General features: G+C 37.8%; 14 protein-coding genes and 1 pseudogene. 6 read left to right on the top strand and 9 right to left on the bottom strand.

Going from position 1 to position 15,625, the window contains the following annotated elements; translation table 11 throughout:
• Positions 1-3 precede the first annotated feature (3 nt).
• Complete coding sequence (locus PSR12_RS07890) at positions 4-3,615, bottom strand: dynamin family protein (protein ID WP_274772490.1); 3,612 nt, start codon at positions 3,613-3,615, stop codon at positions 4-6.
• Between the two features lie 243 nt (positions 3,616-3,858).
• Here PSR12_RS07890 and PSR12_RS07885 point away from each other — a divergent pair, with 243 nt between their 5' ends.
• The gene (locus tag PSR12_RS07885) at positions 3,859-4,281 is read left to right on the top strand and encodes a DUF4183 domain-containing protein (protein WP_274772488.1); all 423 of its coding nucleotides are present in this window, start codon (positions 3,859-3,861) and stop codon (positions 4,279-4,281) included.
• A gap of 24 nt (positions 4,282-4,305) precedes the next feature.
• Positions 4,306-4,626, top strand: coding sequence for a DUF4183 domain-containing protein (locus tag PSR12_RS07880; RefSeq protein ID WP_221680711.1), 321 nt, complete (start codon positions 4,306-4,308; stop codon positions 4,624-4,626).
• 40 nt (positions 4,627-4,666) lie between these two features.
• Here PSR12_RS07880 and PSR12_RS07875 read toward each other — a convergent pair whose 3' ends face one another.
• The 4 genes from PSR12_RS07875 to pcp are packed head-to-tail and all read right to left on the bottom strand — an operon-like array spanning position 4,667 to position 7,561.
• Entirely contained in the window at positions 4,667-5,404 is a 738-nt protein-coding gene (locus PSR12_RS07875; protein ID WP_274772486.1) for a 5-oxoprolinase subunit PxpA, read from the bottom strand.
• Positions 5,401-6,264: a 5-oxoprolinase subunit C family protein gene (locus tag PSR12_RS07870; RefSeq protein WP_274772484.1), complete on the bottom strand. Its 864-nt coding sequence runs from the start codon at positions 6,262-6,264 to the stop codon at positions 5,401-5,403. Before PSR12_RS07870 ends, PSR12_RS07875 begins: the two co-directional genes overlap by 4 nt.
• Positions 6,265-6,267: 3 nt before the next feature.
• Complete coding sequence (pxpB, locus tag PSR12_RS07865) at positions 6,268-6,963, bottom strand: 5-oxoprolinase subunit PxpB (protein ID WP_221680709.1); 696 nt, start codon at positions 6,961-6,963, stop codon at positions 6,268-6,270.
• Positions 6,947-7,561, bottom strand: a complete 615-nt coding sequence (pcp, locus tag PSR12_RS07860) for a pyroglutamyl-peptidase I (protein ID WP_257521772.1) — start codon at positions 7,559-7,561, stop codon at positions 6,947-6,949. The genes pxpB and pcp overlap by 17 nt, the downstream gene beginning before the upstream one ends.
• Before the next feature lie 593 nt (positions 7,562-8,154).
• Here pcp and PSR12_RS07855 point away from each other — a divergent pair.
• The 4 genes from PSR12_RS07855 to PSR12_RS07840 all read left to right on the top strand — a co-directional run bounded on the left by PSR12_RS07855 (position 8,155) and on the right by PSR12_RS07840 (position 11,235).
• Entirely contained in the window at positions 8,155-8,616 is a 462-nt protein-coding gene (locus PSR12_RS07855; protein WP_004269332.1) for a chemotaxis protein CheX, read from the top strand.
• Positions 8,617-8,948: 332 nt separating this feature from the next.
• Positions 8,949-9,071, top strand: a complete 123-nt coding sequence (locus PSR12_RS07850; RefSeq protein WP_009370491.1) for a hypothetical protein — start codon at positions 8,949-8,951, stop codon at positions 9,069-9,071.
• Between the two features lie 24 nt (positions 9,072-9,095).
• Positions 9,096-9,587, top strand: a complete 492-nt coding sequence (locus PSR12_RS07845; RefSeq protein ID WP_004269330.1) for a cupredoxin domain-containing protein — start codon at positions 9,096-9,098, stop codon at positions 9,585-9,587.
• Complete coding sequence (locus PSR12_RS07840) at positions 9,574-11,235, top strand: b(o/a)3-type cytochrome-c oxidase subunit 1 (protein WP_274772478.1); 1,662 nt, start codon at positions 9,574-9,576, stop codon at positions 11,233-11,235. Before PSR12_RS07845 ends, PSR12_RS07840 begins: the two co-directional genes overlap by 14 nt.
• Positions 11,236-11,299: 64 nt before the next feature.
• Here PSR12_RS07840 and PSR12_RS07835 read toward each other — a convergent pair whose 3' ends face one another.
• From PSR12_RS07835 to PSR12_RS07820, 4 genes and pseudogenes are all read right to left on the bottom strand, one after another.
• Entirely contained in the window at positions 11,300-11,638 is a 339-nt protein-coding gene (locus tag PSR12_RS07835) for a hypothetical protein (protein ID WP_446720656.1), read from the bottom strand.
• Positions 11,639-12,133: 495 nt separating this feature from the next.
• Positions 12,134-12,400, bottom strand: a complete 267-nt coding sequence (locus PSR12_RS07830; RefSeq protein WP_054550783.1) for a hypothetical protein — start codon at positions 12,398-12,400, stop codon at positions 12,134-12,136.
• A 354-nt stretch (positions 12,401-12,754) separates the two neighbouring features.
• The gene (locus PSR12_RS07825) at positions 12,755-14,251 is read right to left on the bottom strand and encodes a carboxypeptidase M32 (protein WP_274772475.1); all 1,497 of its coding nucleotides are present in this window, start codon (positions 14,249-14,251) and stop codon (positions 12,755-12,757) included.
• Positions 14,252-14,327: 76 nt separating this feature from the next.
• Positions 14,328-15,415 (bottom strand): annotated as a pseudogene (locus PSR12_RS07820) (helix-turn-helix domain-containing protein).
• Positions 15,416-15,625 lie beyond the last annotated feature (210 nt).

Genomic DNA, 15,625 nt, shown 5'->3' with positions numbered 1-15,625 from the left:
ACCTCATGCGTATTGTAATTGTGCGTAAATCGCTTTCCAAGAAGCTAAACGACTCTCTTCTTGTAAGGCTAATCTTTCTGTGTCAATTTGTTCAAGCGCTTGATGATAAATATAGTAACGTAATTTTTCGGCTTCCTCTGCAATAAACGTAATCGCCCATGTCATGAGGGAAACTTTCTGTGCATCTAAATAATCTTGTGCATCGGGTTTTGTTACAGCTTCTAGTGCCTCACTTAGCTTCACTTTTTCGTTCTTTTCAAAGAAAGCTTTTTGATTGCGGAAATGAGATTTTACGCTAGCATATTTGGAAATATCCGCAAACGGTCCTTCAAAATCCAATAAATTTGGCTCAGAAGATTCAAAGGCTAGGAATGAGAAGCTTCGATTTAACTCTTTCAATTCGCGTACTTCATCTTTAAAACGTTGTTGTATCTTTTTGCTAATGAACTGCGATAAACGGAAGTTTGTTACACGCATTTCTTGAGTAAAATCAAAACGCAAGCTTTGCATCACTTCTTTTAATGCATGCTCCAATGCTTGTTGTGCTGGCATTGCAGCAAAGGTAGAAGGATTGTAGCCTTCCTTAAAGAACTCAGGGTAACGATAATAAACACGTTGAAGAACATAATAAAGTAGCTCATCAAGCTCCTGTTTTGTTTCACTCTCTAACATGCTCGTATTCAGTACACTGTACTTCGATTGAATATGTTGTTCAAGTGTTGTTAATTCCTCTAGTCGCTCATCTTTACGTTTTAAGTTTTCCTCTGTTTGGGCAATTAAATCCGCCAAACGTTGCTCCGTTTTATCAACTTCCTCTGCAAGAGCTTGAACGGCTAATGCACTCAACTCATCATTTAAGAATGTATGGAAGTCTTTTTCAAATGGTGGCATACCTGATGTTAAATCGGCACCTTCTACCTTTTCTTCCAACGCTAAAAGACTAGATACCCCATATAGTCTCGGGAAGCGAATGCCAAAGCGTTGTAACTCTGAGCGTACATAGCCTTTTACATCTTCCTGTTCTTCATCTGTTGTTGCCAAATCAATTGCATTGACAATAAAGAACATTTTATCTAGCTCAAATGCATCCTTCACACGACCAAGTTGTATTAAAAACTCTCGGTCAGCTTTGGCAAAGGCATGATTATAGTACGTAATAAATAGGATGGCATCAGCATTACGAATATATTCAAATGCTACGCCTGTATGGCGGGCATTAATAGAGTCCGCTCCTGGCGTGTCAACAAGTGTCACGCCCATACGTGTTAATGGGCTATCATAATAGAAGTCAATATTGTCAACAAAGCAAGATTTATTTTCTTGTGCTACAAATTTTTCAAACTCTTCACGGTCTACGCGAAGGATAGAACCAAACTCAGACTTAAAGGTTGGATAGCCTTCTTTATAGGCACGAATAAATGATTTATGAACATTTAAACGTTCGTCCGTTAACTGAACTGCAAGCCCTTCATCAGCACGATTATAGGCTTCCTCCAATGTCGATACAGACAAACCAATCGCCGCATAGGAGCCTTGAATATCCTCTAGCATTTGTTCAGCAGTTTTAAGCTGTACATCCGCTGTTTCATGTGGATGTTCAGGTGTAACTGGACGAATTTTATTGATGGCCGCAGTTGTTGGGTTTGGTGATACAGGTAACACCTTGGCTCCCATTAAAGCGTTCGAGAAGGAAGATTTCCCAGCACTGAATGCGCCAAACAATGCAATGGTAAAATCTTTTTTCTGTAGTCGTTCTACTTTATTTTCAAGGTATTGGGCTACTTCGGCAAAGCCTTGCACCTCTTTGACTGCATTAGCAGTATGAAGTGCACGGTTAATCACACCATCGATTGGTAGAGTCGTTGCACTAGTAGCTTGCTGAGCTTCCTCTTGTTGGATGATTTGCTCTTTTGGCTGCAACATAGACTCGTCAAATAAACGAATTTCTGCTAAATCTTGTTTAAATGATTGTTCCCAATTAGTAAGCTGTTGATTGGCAACTGTACGAATTTCATTGCTCGCTTGATGCATAGTACTTGCACTATATTGCTGATAGCCTTCAATTTCAAGGACCGCATTAATGGCATCTACTTTGTCCTGCATACCCGCCATTTTTAATTTTGATGGTGCGGCAGTTTCTGTTGCAACAGCTTCAAGAGTTGTCGCTTGCGCATTTTTCCAGCTATCTGTCTCCTGAATGAAGTAGCGCTTTGTTGCTTCTGCGATACGGTTAGCGAAGTTTAACACAGCATCACCTGTTAAAATAGCGCCTGTTTGAACTTGCTGCTCAATCAATGAAAAAGGTAAGTCAAATACATAGGCATCAATGGCTGCGGCACGTTCCTCATTTAATGCACCAACGTCCTTCAATGCCTTTTTCATAAGACCTTTTAAATGCCCCGTGATTTGTGCATGGACCACATTTTGATAGGCACTATACGCTTCTTCTTTGCGTCGGTTTCGCTCTTCCTCTGTTTTTTTCTTTGCAGTAAAGAGCCCCCCAACTTTAAAACCTTCCTGCATGCTTTCTAAATAAAGGCGTAAGCGATCGCGTAAATCAGCTGGCATAATTGCAGCATTAGCGAGCAGCTCCTTACGTTGCTCCTCAAACGTTTCGTTCCAAGCTTCTACTGAGAATAATTCAACCTGACGATTTAATTTATTGTATTGCTCTAAAATATCCTGATGGTGTGCCCAGTCATCCGCACTTAAAATTTCTTCATCAATTGCCAAACGATCCTGTCTTTCTTCCATTAAATAATTGTCATGCTCGCTTTGCAATAAACGCAATGTATTCGTAGCTGTTTGTACAAGCTGCTCCTGCCAATCATTCATACTGTCCATCACAATTTTCTTAACTGCCTCAAAATCATTATGTGGATGCTCAGGCTCTCTTAATGAAGTAAAGAAAACACCTTTCGGTACAACACCCCATGCTGCAAAGGATTGATGAACAGTTGCTTTAAATTCTTCGAAGCTCAATTCATTATCTTTATGCTTATCAATCATGTTGACAATTAAATAAACATTTGGATTATATTTCATTAATTGCTTTGTGAATTGGAAATTTAATTCCGACTGCACATGGTTGTAGTCCATTGTATAAAATACGATATCGGCAATATGTAATGCTGATTCCGTTGACATGCGGTGCGCATCATCTGTGGAGTCTACCCCTGGCGTATCCATTACAGTGACACCTAGTGGTAGTGTAGAGGCACTGTGTCCAATCTCAATTTGTGACACTAAATCCCCATTTTTACTTAGCTCTTTTACTGTTTTAAAATCATAGCCAGCCTCAAATTTTACAGGCTTTTCATTGTGCATATAAACAATCGCATAGTCTTCCTCTGATTTATGAACTTTTACGATGTTTGCACTTGTTGGAATAGGACTAGATGCCAGCAGATTTTCACCAGACAGCGCATTAATCATACTGGACTTCCCTGCAGAGAAATGGCCTGCAAAGCCAATCACATACTCTTTTTGCTGAATTTTTCGAGCAAAAAGTGATGTTTTATCCATGCGCTCTGTATCACCATTATGCTGATAAATTATGTATTGCAAAGAGGCTTGCTTTAATAGCCCCTCCAATTGTTGTTCAAAATCTTTCATGAAACCAGTAACCCCTTTTTCATTAATTATTCATAATTAGTATTCTACCTTATTCAACTAGCAAAGTATAACACTAATTTAAAGCATATATGCCAACGTTTCCATCCTTAGAAAAACATGTTTATACAAAAAATCTATGCCAAATGATAGATGGTCAACTAGTTCTTTTTATTTTTTCTTCATATTTTATAGTAAGCATATTCGGGGCAAAGTTATTTTTTTATGAAGGGAGTGTGATGCCATATGATAAATCCTAAGTCTCATCAAATCATTGAAAAATATTGTTCATGTAACTGTGAGGAGCGATTTATCTGGCCCCGTATAAAAGCAACAAACGGAATACCCATTAATCCTCCTGAAATAGTCCCTGAAGGTATGATTATCCCAACAATCCACCGATATTTTTATATCGTTACAGCTGATCTTGATCTATCGAATGGGGCAACTCTTCCAGCCGATCTCTTTTGGAATGATGAAGCAAATTCCGTTACTGAGTTTACAATTTTTTCACCCAATGGTTACGTTAACCTTTATATTAATGCAGTGATGCAGGAAGGCGGCATTTATACGGTAACCCCAGCCTCCCTGACAATCGTACCCTATAATGCCACATTGTATAGAGGAACACCCATCATTATTGAATCGCTAGGCTTTACAACAAAATAAAGGAAATGAAAGGAGGTGAATCAGGTGGCACTTTCCATTATTAATATTCACGTCAATGTAACAGGTACTTCTACAAGATTTTTTAACGTCTTAGCTGCACCCCTTGCCATTGCAGATGGCACAACAGTCGCTGCAACAACGTTTTTAAATGATAGCGGTACAGCAGCAACAGCATTCCCGGAAGTCGCAAATGGTTACTATAACTTATATATCAATGGTGTTCTACAGGAGGGTGGTGCCTATACAGTTTCTACAACTGAAATAACGTTCAATACTGTCACAGGTACTCTTTCTGCTGGTACGCCAATTGTGCTAGAAGCAGTGGAGCTAGTGACAACAATCTAAATAAAATGGATGCCTTGTTTAGGGCATCCATTTTTACATTTTATTGTAATCGCTTTTTGAGACCTGCAATTTTTTTCGCATAGTCTAGTGCATGTGAACCATCTCCATGTATACATAAGGTTTGGACTGCAACTTTAATTTTTTTGAACTGGACTGACAACACTTCATTAGCAGTCAAAATACCTTTTACATGCACTAGCATTTCTTCTTCCGATTGTATTAAGGCATTTGGTTCCTGTCTGTTCACTAAAGTGCCGTCATTGTTATAGCGTCGATCCGAAAAAACCTCCTCATATACTTGAAGCCCTTTGTCTCTAGCAATCTCTACGATGAGGCTACCAGATAAGGCATATAAAATAAGCTGTGGATTAAGATCATACACTGCATTGACTACAGCCAACGCTTTTTCATGGTCATTCGCGCATTGATTATAAAGTGCGCCATGTGGTTTAACATGATGAAGCGTACCATTTTCAATCTCCACAAATGCTTGTAAGGCACCAATTTGATAAACCATCATATCGTAAATTTCACCTGAGCTACATTCCATGTTACGGCGACCAAACCCCTCTCGATCTGGATAGCCTGGATGCGCACCAATGTGAACGTTTTTACGAATGGCGCTACGTACGATTTGATGCATGATTGTATGATGTCCCGCATGATAGCCGCATGCAATGTTGATGGACGTTACATAGTCTAATAGTTCTTCATCCTTACCCGTTATAAAAGCATCGTGGCTTTCACCTAGATCACAATTGATATCAATTGACATCATGTTTCCTCCAGTACAAAGTGAATTGTGTTAAACATACGCATTTGCGCTACTTTATGTAAATCTTCTTCATGAACTGTTGCAATAATAGGATAGCCTCCTACTGTTTGAGCATCAGCCATTAGGATAATGGGATCACCACTTTGAGGCACTTGGATTGTTCCGAACTGTGTAGCTTCTGACAGAATATCCTTCATTTCCTGAAGTTCTAAGGCAGGTCCTTTGATGTAGTAGCCCATACGATTGCCGCCAATAAATTGAAAAGGATTTTGTAAAAATTGTTGCTGACTTTTTTCTGTAAATAAATGAAAATGAGGTCCTTTAAACAGTCGAGCCGTTATGGAACTGTCAAAACGCGGACGATAGGGTGCATATAGCCCTCTATTATTTTTTAGAGATGGTGATACTTGCCCATATAAAATACTTCCTTTTGTAATGCATGTTCCCAAATTCCCAAGCGGAAGATAGGATTGGCTACCAAGCTCATCGTTTGTACGAAAACCTCCTAATGGAGTTAAGTAAACAATAGAGCCTTGATGGACACTCTTGATAGATAATCTATCTCCCCTCGTTAAATGGAATGTTTTCCACATTTCGATTGGTACTTGATTAACCAAGCATGTACCATGTCCTCCTGTTAATACATAAACACAATCAGCCAGCGCCTCAAATTCAAAACCACCTATAAACATTTCAAAAGACGTTTCATCATGATGGTGATGTAAGATTCTTTGAGCCGCATTAAACGATCGGTGATCCATTGGTCCAGATAACGGAATACCAAATGCCCGATAGCCGAACCTTCCTTTATCTTGTAAGCTTCCAAAAACCCCTTGTTTTGTTACAAGCAGAAGTGGCTTCAATTGCTACACTCCTTTGCTTTTCATTTCCCAAAATTGCTGTTGGGTTATTTCATAAAACTGAACTTCATCACCAAGTTCAAATAAAAATGGCTCTTTGCCATGAACATCAAATAAATCAAACGGTGTTTTCCCTATAATATTCCAGCCTCCAGGTGAATCAACAGGATAGATTCCCGTTTGTCCACCCCCAATCCCAACTGAACTCGCTGATACAGATGCCCTTGGTTTCTGTAAGCGTGGCACAAATAATTTAGAATCAAGCTCACCTAAGTATGGAAACCCTGGTAAAAAGCCGATTAAATACACATAATAGCTTTTGGACATATGCAATGTTTTAATGTCCTCAAAAGGTAATCCTGTGAAATTCATTACGCGCTTGCGATCTAAGGCAAATTCCTCATCATAGCAGACGGGTATTTTTAAAAGTCGATTCGTTCCTTCGTCAATGGTTGTGGAGGCTTGCATCTCAAGCCACTGCATCCTTAAACGTTCAACATCTATTTTTTGTTTAATATAAGCTGTCACAGTGTGGTAGCTTGCAACACTTTCGACTAGGTTATGCTGTAGCTGCTGTTTCAGAAATCGATTGAACGCTTGGACCGCGTGAAAGTTTGAGTGGGAAATTACCTCTTTGAATGCAAAACGAATAGTATGTTGACTAATCCACATGGAATGCGGAAAATCAATGATTGGTTGCACGTGCCGTCTCCTCAATACAAAGCTGTACCGCAGCTATCAAATCTCCGATACTCCAGCCTGGAATTTTGCCATGTTGGATTGCCAGCTCAAATGATGCTGGAATATGAATAAAGCCAGCACGAACCCCTTCATGTTGCTGCGCATAAGCAAGCCCCTCATACATAATGTTATTACATAAGTATGTACCCGCTGTATTGGAGATTTCCGCTGGATATCCTTCTGCCTGCAAACGATTTACCATACTGCGAATCGGTAAGTTTGTTAGATAAGCATCTGCCCCCTCCTCATGGATGCGCTCATCAACTGGTGTATAGCCATTATTATCAGGCTCTCCGTCTTTCACATTAATAGCAATGCGCTCGGGTGTCACTTTAAAACGTCCTCCAGCTAATCCTAATGAAATAATGATTTGTGGTTTCACTTCTTCTATATGTTGTTTTAATTGCTCCGCTGATTGCTGAAAATCTACAGATAGAATTCGTCCGACGATATCATAGCTATCTATCTTCTTTCCATTTAATGCTTTCACAATTTGCATCGTTGGATTTATTTTATAATCAAGAAATGGCTCAAACCCTGTTACTAATATTTTTGTCATATTTGTCACCTAATTTCTTTAAATAACCTTAAAGGTTTGCTTCATTTTACAATAGATTTCTGAAAAAACAAATATTTCCCTTGAACAAAAACATGTAAAAAAAGAGCCGATTCTTTTCCCTCCTATATTACTATGGAGAAACTTTTGTAACTTGGTTGATTGCAGAGGAGACCGTGTCACTCATAGGCGATGAGTGTTACAGATAAGATCCTGGAGGGTAAGTGAAAATGGACACTTGCTAAAGCCCTTTTCTGCACATCTATTTTCTTTCTTAACATCATGAAAAAGAGTATGAAGCACAGCAGCTTCATACTCTTTTGTTTAGCTCTTATTTCAAATGTGCAGTTGCCTGGTTCATGACGTATTTTCCAACTCCAATATAGATCACGACAGCTGCTCCAATCAATACGAATGTCATTGCGAACCGCTCCTTCTTCGTTATTTTTCGTTAAGTTTTCAGACGTTTACATTGAATTTGAAAATCATTCTCATTAATATATTATAAATTTCACGTGAATTCGTCAAGACATACTTTCATCTTACCCTTTTTACATGGTAAGATGTAGAAAAGTCGGAAAAAGGATGCGGTAATGATGAGTAATTCGAAGTACTTTCAAACTATTTTAAACGGGACAATTCACGCTTTAAAAACCATTCTTCCTATGGATATAGAAGTAAAGTCGCCTAGTATTATTTCTGAACCCTTTCAACAACAACAAATGGGCGTATTAATTGGCTTAATCGGAGATTTAAAGGGACGCGTCATCATTGACTCCTCTCCCGAAGTGTTCAGCGGGATCGGTAGTACCATGTTCGGTATGCCGCTTGAAGGAGAAATGCTAGAATCCTTTACAGGGGAATTTGGTAACATGATTGCAGGAAATTTATGTACAGCTGTTGGACAAGAAAGCTTAGAAATTGATATCACTCCGCCAACGGTGATGGTGGGCAATACAAAATTATATGGCTTTGAAAAGGCCTTTGCACTCCCAGTTTCGGTCCCAAGCGTCGGTGCCCTAACAGTTCTATTAACAATTGAAGAAGAAGCGGAATAGAGCATAATAGGTTTTAAGTCTGTTCCAAATAAGACATTGTATGCAAGACATTCAGCATTTATTTGTAAGACTTGCCGTTTGCCCAAAAGAAATAAGAAGGACAGTTCTCCTTCCTTAAAATCTATTATTTTTATTAAAAAAAGTTAATTATAATCATTAAACAAGCCATCTCAATGACTTTTGAGATGGCTTGTTTTTTTTCTCTCTTAAATTCTTCACACTTTTTTCACATAATTCCCCTAGAAGTGTGATTTTTTTCACATCAAAATGTAGGGGATTTTTATATGATGACAGTAAGAAACACAACAATAAAAAGCGTAGGAGGAGCAAAAATGGCAAACAAAAAGAAGTCAGATGAAAATTTAAAAGGTTCACTCTATGCAGTTTTTGGAGTAGGTATTATCATCATTTTACTTTGGGTGTACTGCTTCGATTTGTTCATTGGACGGTTTTAATCTACGAAGAAGGGACAGAAACATATGCACATACATAAGTATGAGAAATACTGGCTTGTTTTTGGAGTTACCACTTTAGTGGCATTCCTGATCATTCTCGGTATCGGAGCATTTCATCAAGGCTCTCATCCAAACAATGGTAAAAAAACACTAGATTACGAGAAAGTGAAAGAGACAGCACCTTTTGATAATCCAGGTGTCCATAAGGTAGAAGGTAAGGATTGGGATTACGAAGTGGTGGTAGTTGCTTCTGCATTCAATTATAATCCTCCACAAATTGAGGTTCCACTTGGTGCAAAAGTGAAATTTATCGCAACAAGCGAGGATGTTATGCATGGTTTTGAGGTTGCAGGTACGAATATCAATATGATGCTTGAGCCTGGCTATATTTCGGAATATGTGACAGAAGTCAATAAGGTTGGCGAGTTTTTAATCGTATGTAATGAGTATTGTGGTACTGGACATACGATGATGCACTCTATGCTAAAGGTGGTGGATTCAAATGAGTCACACTAATTCAATGACAAAAGTGGATCGTCGAGATGCAAAGCTAGCAATGGCACATATTTACGTGGCATTTATCGCATTGTTATTAGGTGGTCTTGCAGGTTTATTACAGGTTTTTGTACGTTCTGGTCAATTTACTTTACCAGCAGGCATTGGTTATTATCAAGTATTAACAGTTCATGGTGTATTACTCGGTCTTATATTAACTACATTCTTTATTTACGGCTTCCAAATTGCAAGTGTAAGTCGAACATCTGGTACATTCACTGATACTCAGAGAAGACTTGGCTGGATTGGTTTCTGGTTAATGACTATCGGGACAGCTGCTGCCGCAACGATGGTGTTATTGAATAAAGCAACTGTTCTTTATACCTTCTATGCACCATTAAAGGCACATTGGATTTTCTATTTAGGTCTTACATTAGTCGTTGTTGGTTCTTGGGTTGGCGGCGCAGGTCAAATTTTACGTTATGTCCAGTGGCGCAAAGAAAATAAAGCGAGTGGACAACGTAGCCCGTTACTATCATTTATGGTAGTTGTTAATAATTTAATGTGGTTCGTGGCAACGCTTGGTGTGGCAGCCTCTGTTTTAATTCAATTATTACCATGGTCCTTAGGTTTAATTGAACGTGTCGATGTGGCATTATCACGTACACTTTTCTGGTATTTTGGCCATGCACTCGTATACTTCTGGTTATTACCTGCCTATATGGTTTGGTACGTGATTATTCCAAAAGTAATTGGCGGAAAAATTTTCTCCGATTCTTTAGCAAGACTTTCGTTTATGCTGTTCTTACTCTTCTCTATTCCTGTTGGGATTCACCATCAGTTAACAGAGCCTGGTATTGATGGTACATGGAAGTTCATTCAAGTTGTTTTAACATTTGCTGTAATCGTGCCTTCTCTAATGACAGCCTTCTCGATGTTTGCCATGTTCGAGTTACGTGGACGTGAATTAGGTGGCAAAGGACTATTTGGTTGGTTTAAAAAATTACCTTGGAAGGATGCTCGTTTCTTCGTACCATTTATCGGTATGGTGTCATTTATTCCAGGGGGTGCAGGCGGTATTGTCAATGCCTCTTATCAAATGAATCAATTAATTCATAATACCATTTGGGTTACAGGGCATTTCCATTTAACGATTGCAACAGCTGTTGTTTTAACTTACTTCGGTGCGGCATTCTGGTTAATTCCACATTTAACAGGTCGTACACTTTCGAAGTCTTTAAATAATCTTAGTAATTTCGCTGGTATCTTATGGGGTACTGGTATGACGATTATGTCTTCAGCAATGCATATTGCTGGTCTGTTTGGCGCACCTCGTCGCTCAGATTACTCAGAATATGGTGGCGCTCAGCAGGCTTACGATTGGATTCCTTATCAAATCGCGCAAGCTGTGGGTGGAACAATCCTCTTTATCGCCATCCTAGTGATCATTTATATCGTCGTGAAATTAGCTTGGTTCGCACCTAAAGGCGAAGAGGAATTCCCAGTAGGTGATGTACATGAGCTTAGCGGTCCGACACCAGCTATTTTAGAAAACTTTAAAATATGGCTTGTTATTTTAGTAGCCTTAATTTTATTCGCTTACACAGTACCAATTATCGATATTATTTCAAACTCACCAGCCGGCTCTAAAGGCTATCAATTGTGGTAAGCATCCAAACGCATCTTCCTATAAAAAAGCGATTTCTCTGTAACGAGAAATCGCTTTTTTCACTTTATAATTGATAGAGTTTCGTATATTTTTCTTGTAAATAATCTGCTAGGTACTTCGCATTTAAGCCTTCCCCTGTCGCTTCTTGTAATAGCTCGAATGGCTTTTTCAGCGCACCATATTGATGAACTTTATCAGTTAACCACTCACGAATAGGTAGTAGCTCTCCCTTTTCTAATAGCTCATCAAAATTAGGAATATCCTTGTCCATTGCATGCTTCCACTGTGCGGCATAAATCATCCCTAAAGCATAGGATGGGAAATAGCCAAACATGCCGCCTGACCAATGCATATCTTGTAGTATACCTGAATTTACCAATTTATAGATTAATTCTAATAAAATTCAAATAGAAAATTAATGTGATACTAGACTAAAGAACAATTAATAAGAGTTCCTTCAATTAAGAATTTTAAACATCATTCAACTAGATTTTCCCACTCACAACAGATATTCACCCATGTTTTCATTAAGTCTAAACCTAATAATCCTTCAGCAAATTTAATCATCCCTAGTCTCAATTTGCTGATATATTTCTTATAATATCATGAAATTTTTGTATTAAACTACCCTGCGAGTTTAAGTCCATTACTTCACAAACTTAATCGTATTCTAACGTAAATACCCAAATGCTTCTTGATGTAGATTTGATTTGTAATAAAGTTTGATTAAATTAACGATATCAACCTTGGTATGAGAACAAAACTAAAGAGCAAATTTTGAAAAAATGATTGTTCAAAGCTTGCTCTTATTTAATGGGATAGATTAAATTTTTTAAAGTTCGATAATTTTTGAAACTCTTGTTGTACAAAGCACTACGTTAACTCAATTAGTAATTCATTATTTAACCAACGTTTGAAGACTTATTAACACGGGGGCATACACAATTAGTGGAATAAGCAAAATTACTGCACCAATTTTTTTATTCCCCTTTTGTAATAATAAAAGAGTAGTCAAGAAAAATAATGGATAAATAATAAATGTAATTATTAATACACCATCAACTACTTGATACAATTTTCCTGTAAATGCACTTATAAATGGGATTGAAATCCATTCTAGTACGCAAAATGCAATAACCAATATCCACAACCATTTAAGTGTCACCACTAATCACCCCTAAATTTTTAATTGGTCAAAAAAGTAAAAACTATATACGGTTCATCATACATAAGTAAATATTTACTCAACAATCTGGCCAGATTGTTTAACACAATAGTTCAATTTAAAAATGACTCTTTATAATGTTGAACATTATATAAAAAATATTGATGTAACATGAAATGTAGCTTACTTTAAATCTTGACTTGTAATTTTAGTAGCCTTATTTATATTAGCTTACACCATTCCAATCTTCGAAATTATTTCAAATTCACCATCAGGCTCAAAGGCTTTAAGCTTTGGTAAGAATATTTTCAAAGCAACAAGCGATTTCTCATTTTAGAGAAATCGCTTGTTTTTCTATAGCTGATATAGCTTTGTATATTTTTCTTGTAAATAGTCTGCTAGGTACTTCGCATTTAAGCCTTCCCCTGTCGCTTCTTTCAGCAATTCAAATGGCTTTTTCAATGCTCCATATTGATGAACTTTATCAGTTAGCCACTCTCGAATAGGCAGTAGCTCTCCCTTTTCTAGTAGCTCATCAAAGTTTGGAATATCCTTGTCCATCGCATGCTTCCATTGCGCGGCATAAATCATTCCTAATGCATAGGATGGGAAGTAACCAAACATGCCACCTGACCAGTGCATGTCTTGTAATACTCCCTGTGCATCTGTCTCAGGACGAATACCTAAATATTCCTCATATTTATCATTCCATACCTGTGGGAGATCCTTCGCCTGTAAATCCCCATTGAACAAGTCACGTTCAATTTCATAGCGAATCATAATATGTAGTGGATACGTTAGCTCGTCCGCTTCGATACGAATGAAAGATGGTTCGACCATATTAATGGCACGTAAAAATTCGTCTAATGCAACATCGCCAAATTGAGCTGGTGAGAAGTGTTGAAGACGCTCGTAGTTATGCTCCCAGAACTTTTCATTTCTGCCGACAAAGTTTTCATAAAATAATGATTGTGATTCATGAATCCCCATCGATGTACCAGTAGCTAATGGCAAACCTGCAAGTTTTTCATCAATGTTTTGCTCATACATGGCGTGACCGCACTCATGAATCGTGCCAAAAATAGCTGAACGGAAATCATTTTCATCATATTTAGTGGTAATACGCGCGTCACCATAATTTAAGCCGATCATAAATGGATGGACACTTTCATCCAAGCGACCAGCATCAAAGTCATAGCCGAGCTGAGTAAGCAATTCTAACGATAATTCACGCTGTGCCTCTCGCGGGAAATGCTTAAATAGCATGCTAGTATCAGGCTTATTCGATGAATGAGCAATTTTTTGAACAAGCGTCACAATAGACTCTCGTAATTCACCAAACACTTGATCTACGACATCTGTTGTCATATCTGGCTCATATAAATCTAGTAATGTATTGTATGGAGATCCATTTTTAATGCCCCAATATTGAATGAATTTTTTCTGCCATTGAATGATTTCTTCTAGGTATGGTAGGAATAGAGCAAAATTATTCGTTGCCTTCGCTTCTTCCCAAGCCGTTTCTGCCTTCGATTGAAGAATGACAAATTCTTTGTATTCATTCGCAGGAATTTTTTTATTTTGATCGTAATTCTTTCTTACTTCTTCTACAAGACGCAGTGTTACATAGTCAAGATCTGCTTTTTGTGCCTCTAATGCTGCTAAAAGCTCTCCTAGTTCTTCACTCGTCTGCATATCAAATAAGGAGGCTGATAATGTACCAATTACCTCAGAACGTTGTGCTAACCCCTTTTTCGGTGCACCCGTCCGCATATCCCAATAAATCACATTGAGCGCTTCCTCATAATGCTGCATTTTCTTCACATAGTCTGTAAATTGTTGAACAGTCATGCATTCATCCTCCTTTTCACGTTATTATTTTATCATATTTTCGAAAATTTTGTATATTGCGGACTTTCCAGGGTAATTATTCAGAATATTCCTTTTTTATCTTCTCTATTATTTTAATATATTGTCTATCCCCCAATCCATAGTGTGGAAATAGAGAAAATAATTGCTTTAACAGGTCATTTTGAGATAGATGGAGGTGTTTTTTTATATACGTAGTGATCTCATTCTCTTCATTTAAATAGCTGAAAAATAATTGAATGCCCTGATACATAACAGGTATAAGCGTTGTCTTGGGTAGACGATGGTGCATCAATACCTCCTGATAGACCTCCCCATATGGTCCAAGTTCTATCTCAGTTTCTTCCACTTCATAGGTCATTTCCTTGACCATATAATAATAGACTTTGCCTTGATAGCTTTGTTGCTCTAGGAAAGCGAGGACTGTCAATAAATTCATCTGACAAAACATATCATCTCCAAACCATAAAACAATACATTCATAGTCATTTGTTAACAATGGCTTTAACGGATTCAATGTCACCTGCTCATATTGTTGTAAAGACACCTCATGCCCTATAGCGCGCAGTTTATTAAATTCTTCACTGAAAATCGGACTAATCGTTGGATTCGCACACATCGCTTCATTGAAAGGAACGTAATCACTGTTGCCCATTAATTGTTGTTTTGCGAACTCCTCATACATCATTTGACCATTTAATACATTCAATAGCTTCTGATCGTATTGCGCATTAATCTTCTCTTGTAATACTTCAATTTTTAATTTCTGAGAAATATCCATCGTCAACCATCCTCCTGTAATCTCAACTTTACAAAGGTTTGTAAAGGTTGAGGGGACTTTCTGTAATCATTCGGACTTATACCAAAGTACCTTTTAAAAGCTCTAGAAAAGGATTCCTGCGATGAAAAGCCGTAGTGAAAGGCGATGTCGATTATTTTCTTTTGGGGATCTTTTAATGCAGTAGTAGAAAGATAGATTTTACGTAGTGATCGATATTTTTTAATCGTCATCCCTGTCGCCTGATGGAATTTAAAAGAACAGTAATAAGGAGAATAACCCATATCCTTTCCTAATTGCTCCAATGAAAATCCTTCTGATAGGTGACGCTCAATCCAATCAATCATCTCCTGTACAATGTTGTTCATCCACATCCCTCCTAATTTCATTATAGTAGAAGCGATAATGATTTTTATGATATAAGTTGTGAATGAAAAAAACTGCAGCAAACTTTAAAGTCTGCTACAGTTTCTGCTCCCATAATTAGAGGAGAGCTTTCTATGATAATTGGGGATTTATACTAGCCTTCAAGTCATGTTCGGTTTCCAATCAAACATTTTTTGAGCTATCATGAAGCT

This window comes from Lysinibacillus sp. G01H (assembly GCF_028872195.1).
Classification (GTDB): domain Bacteria; phylum Bacillota; class Bacilli; order Bacillales_A; family Planococcaceae; genus Lysinibacillus; species Lysinibacillus capsici.
This window is presented reverse-complemented; position numbering and strand designations above follow the sequence as displayed.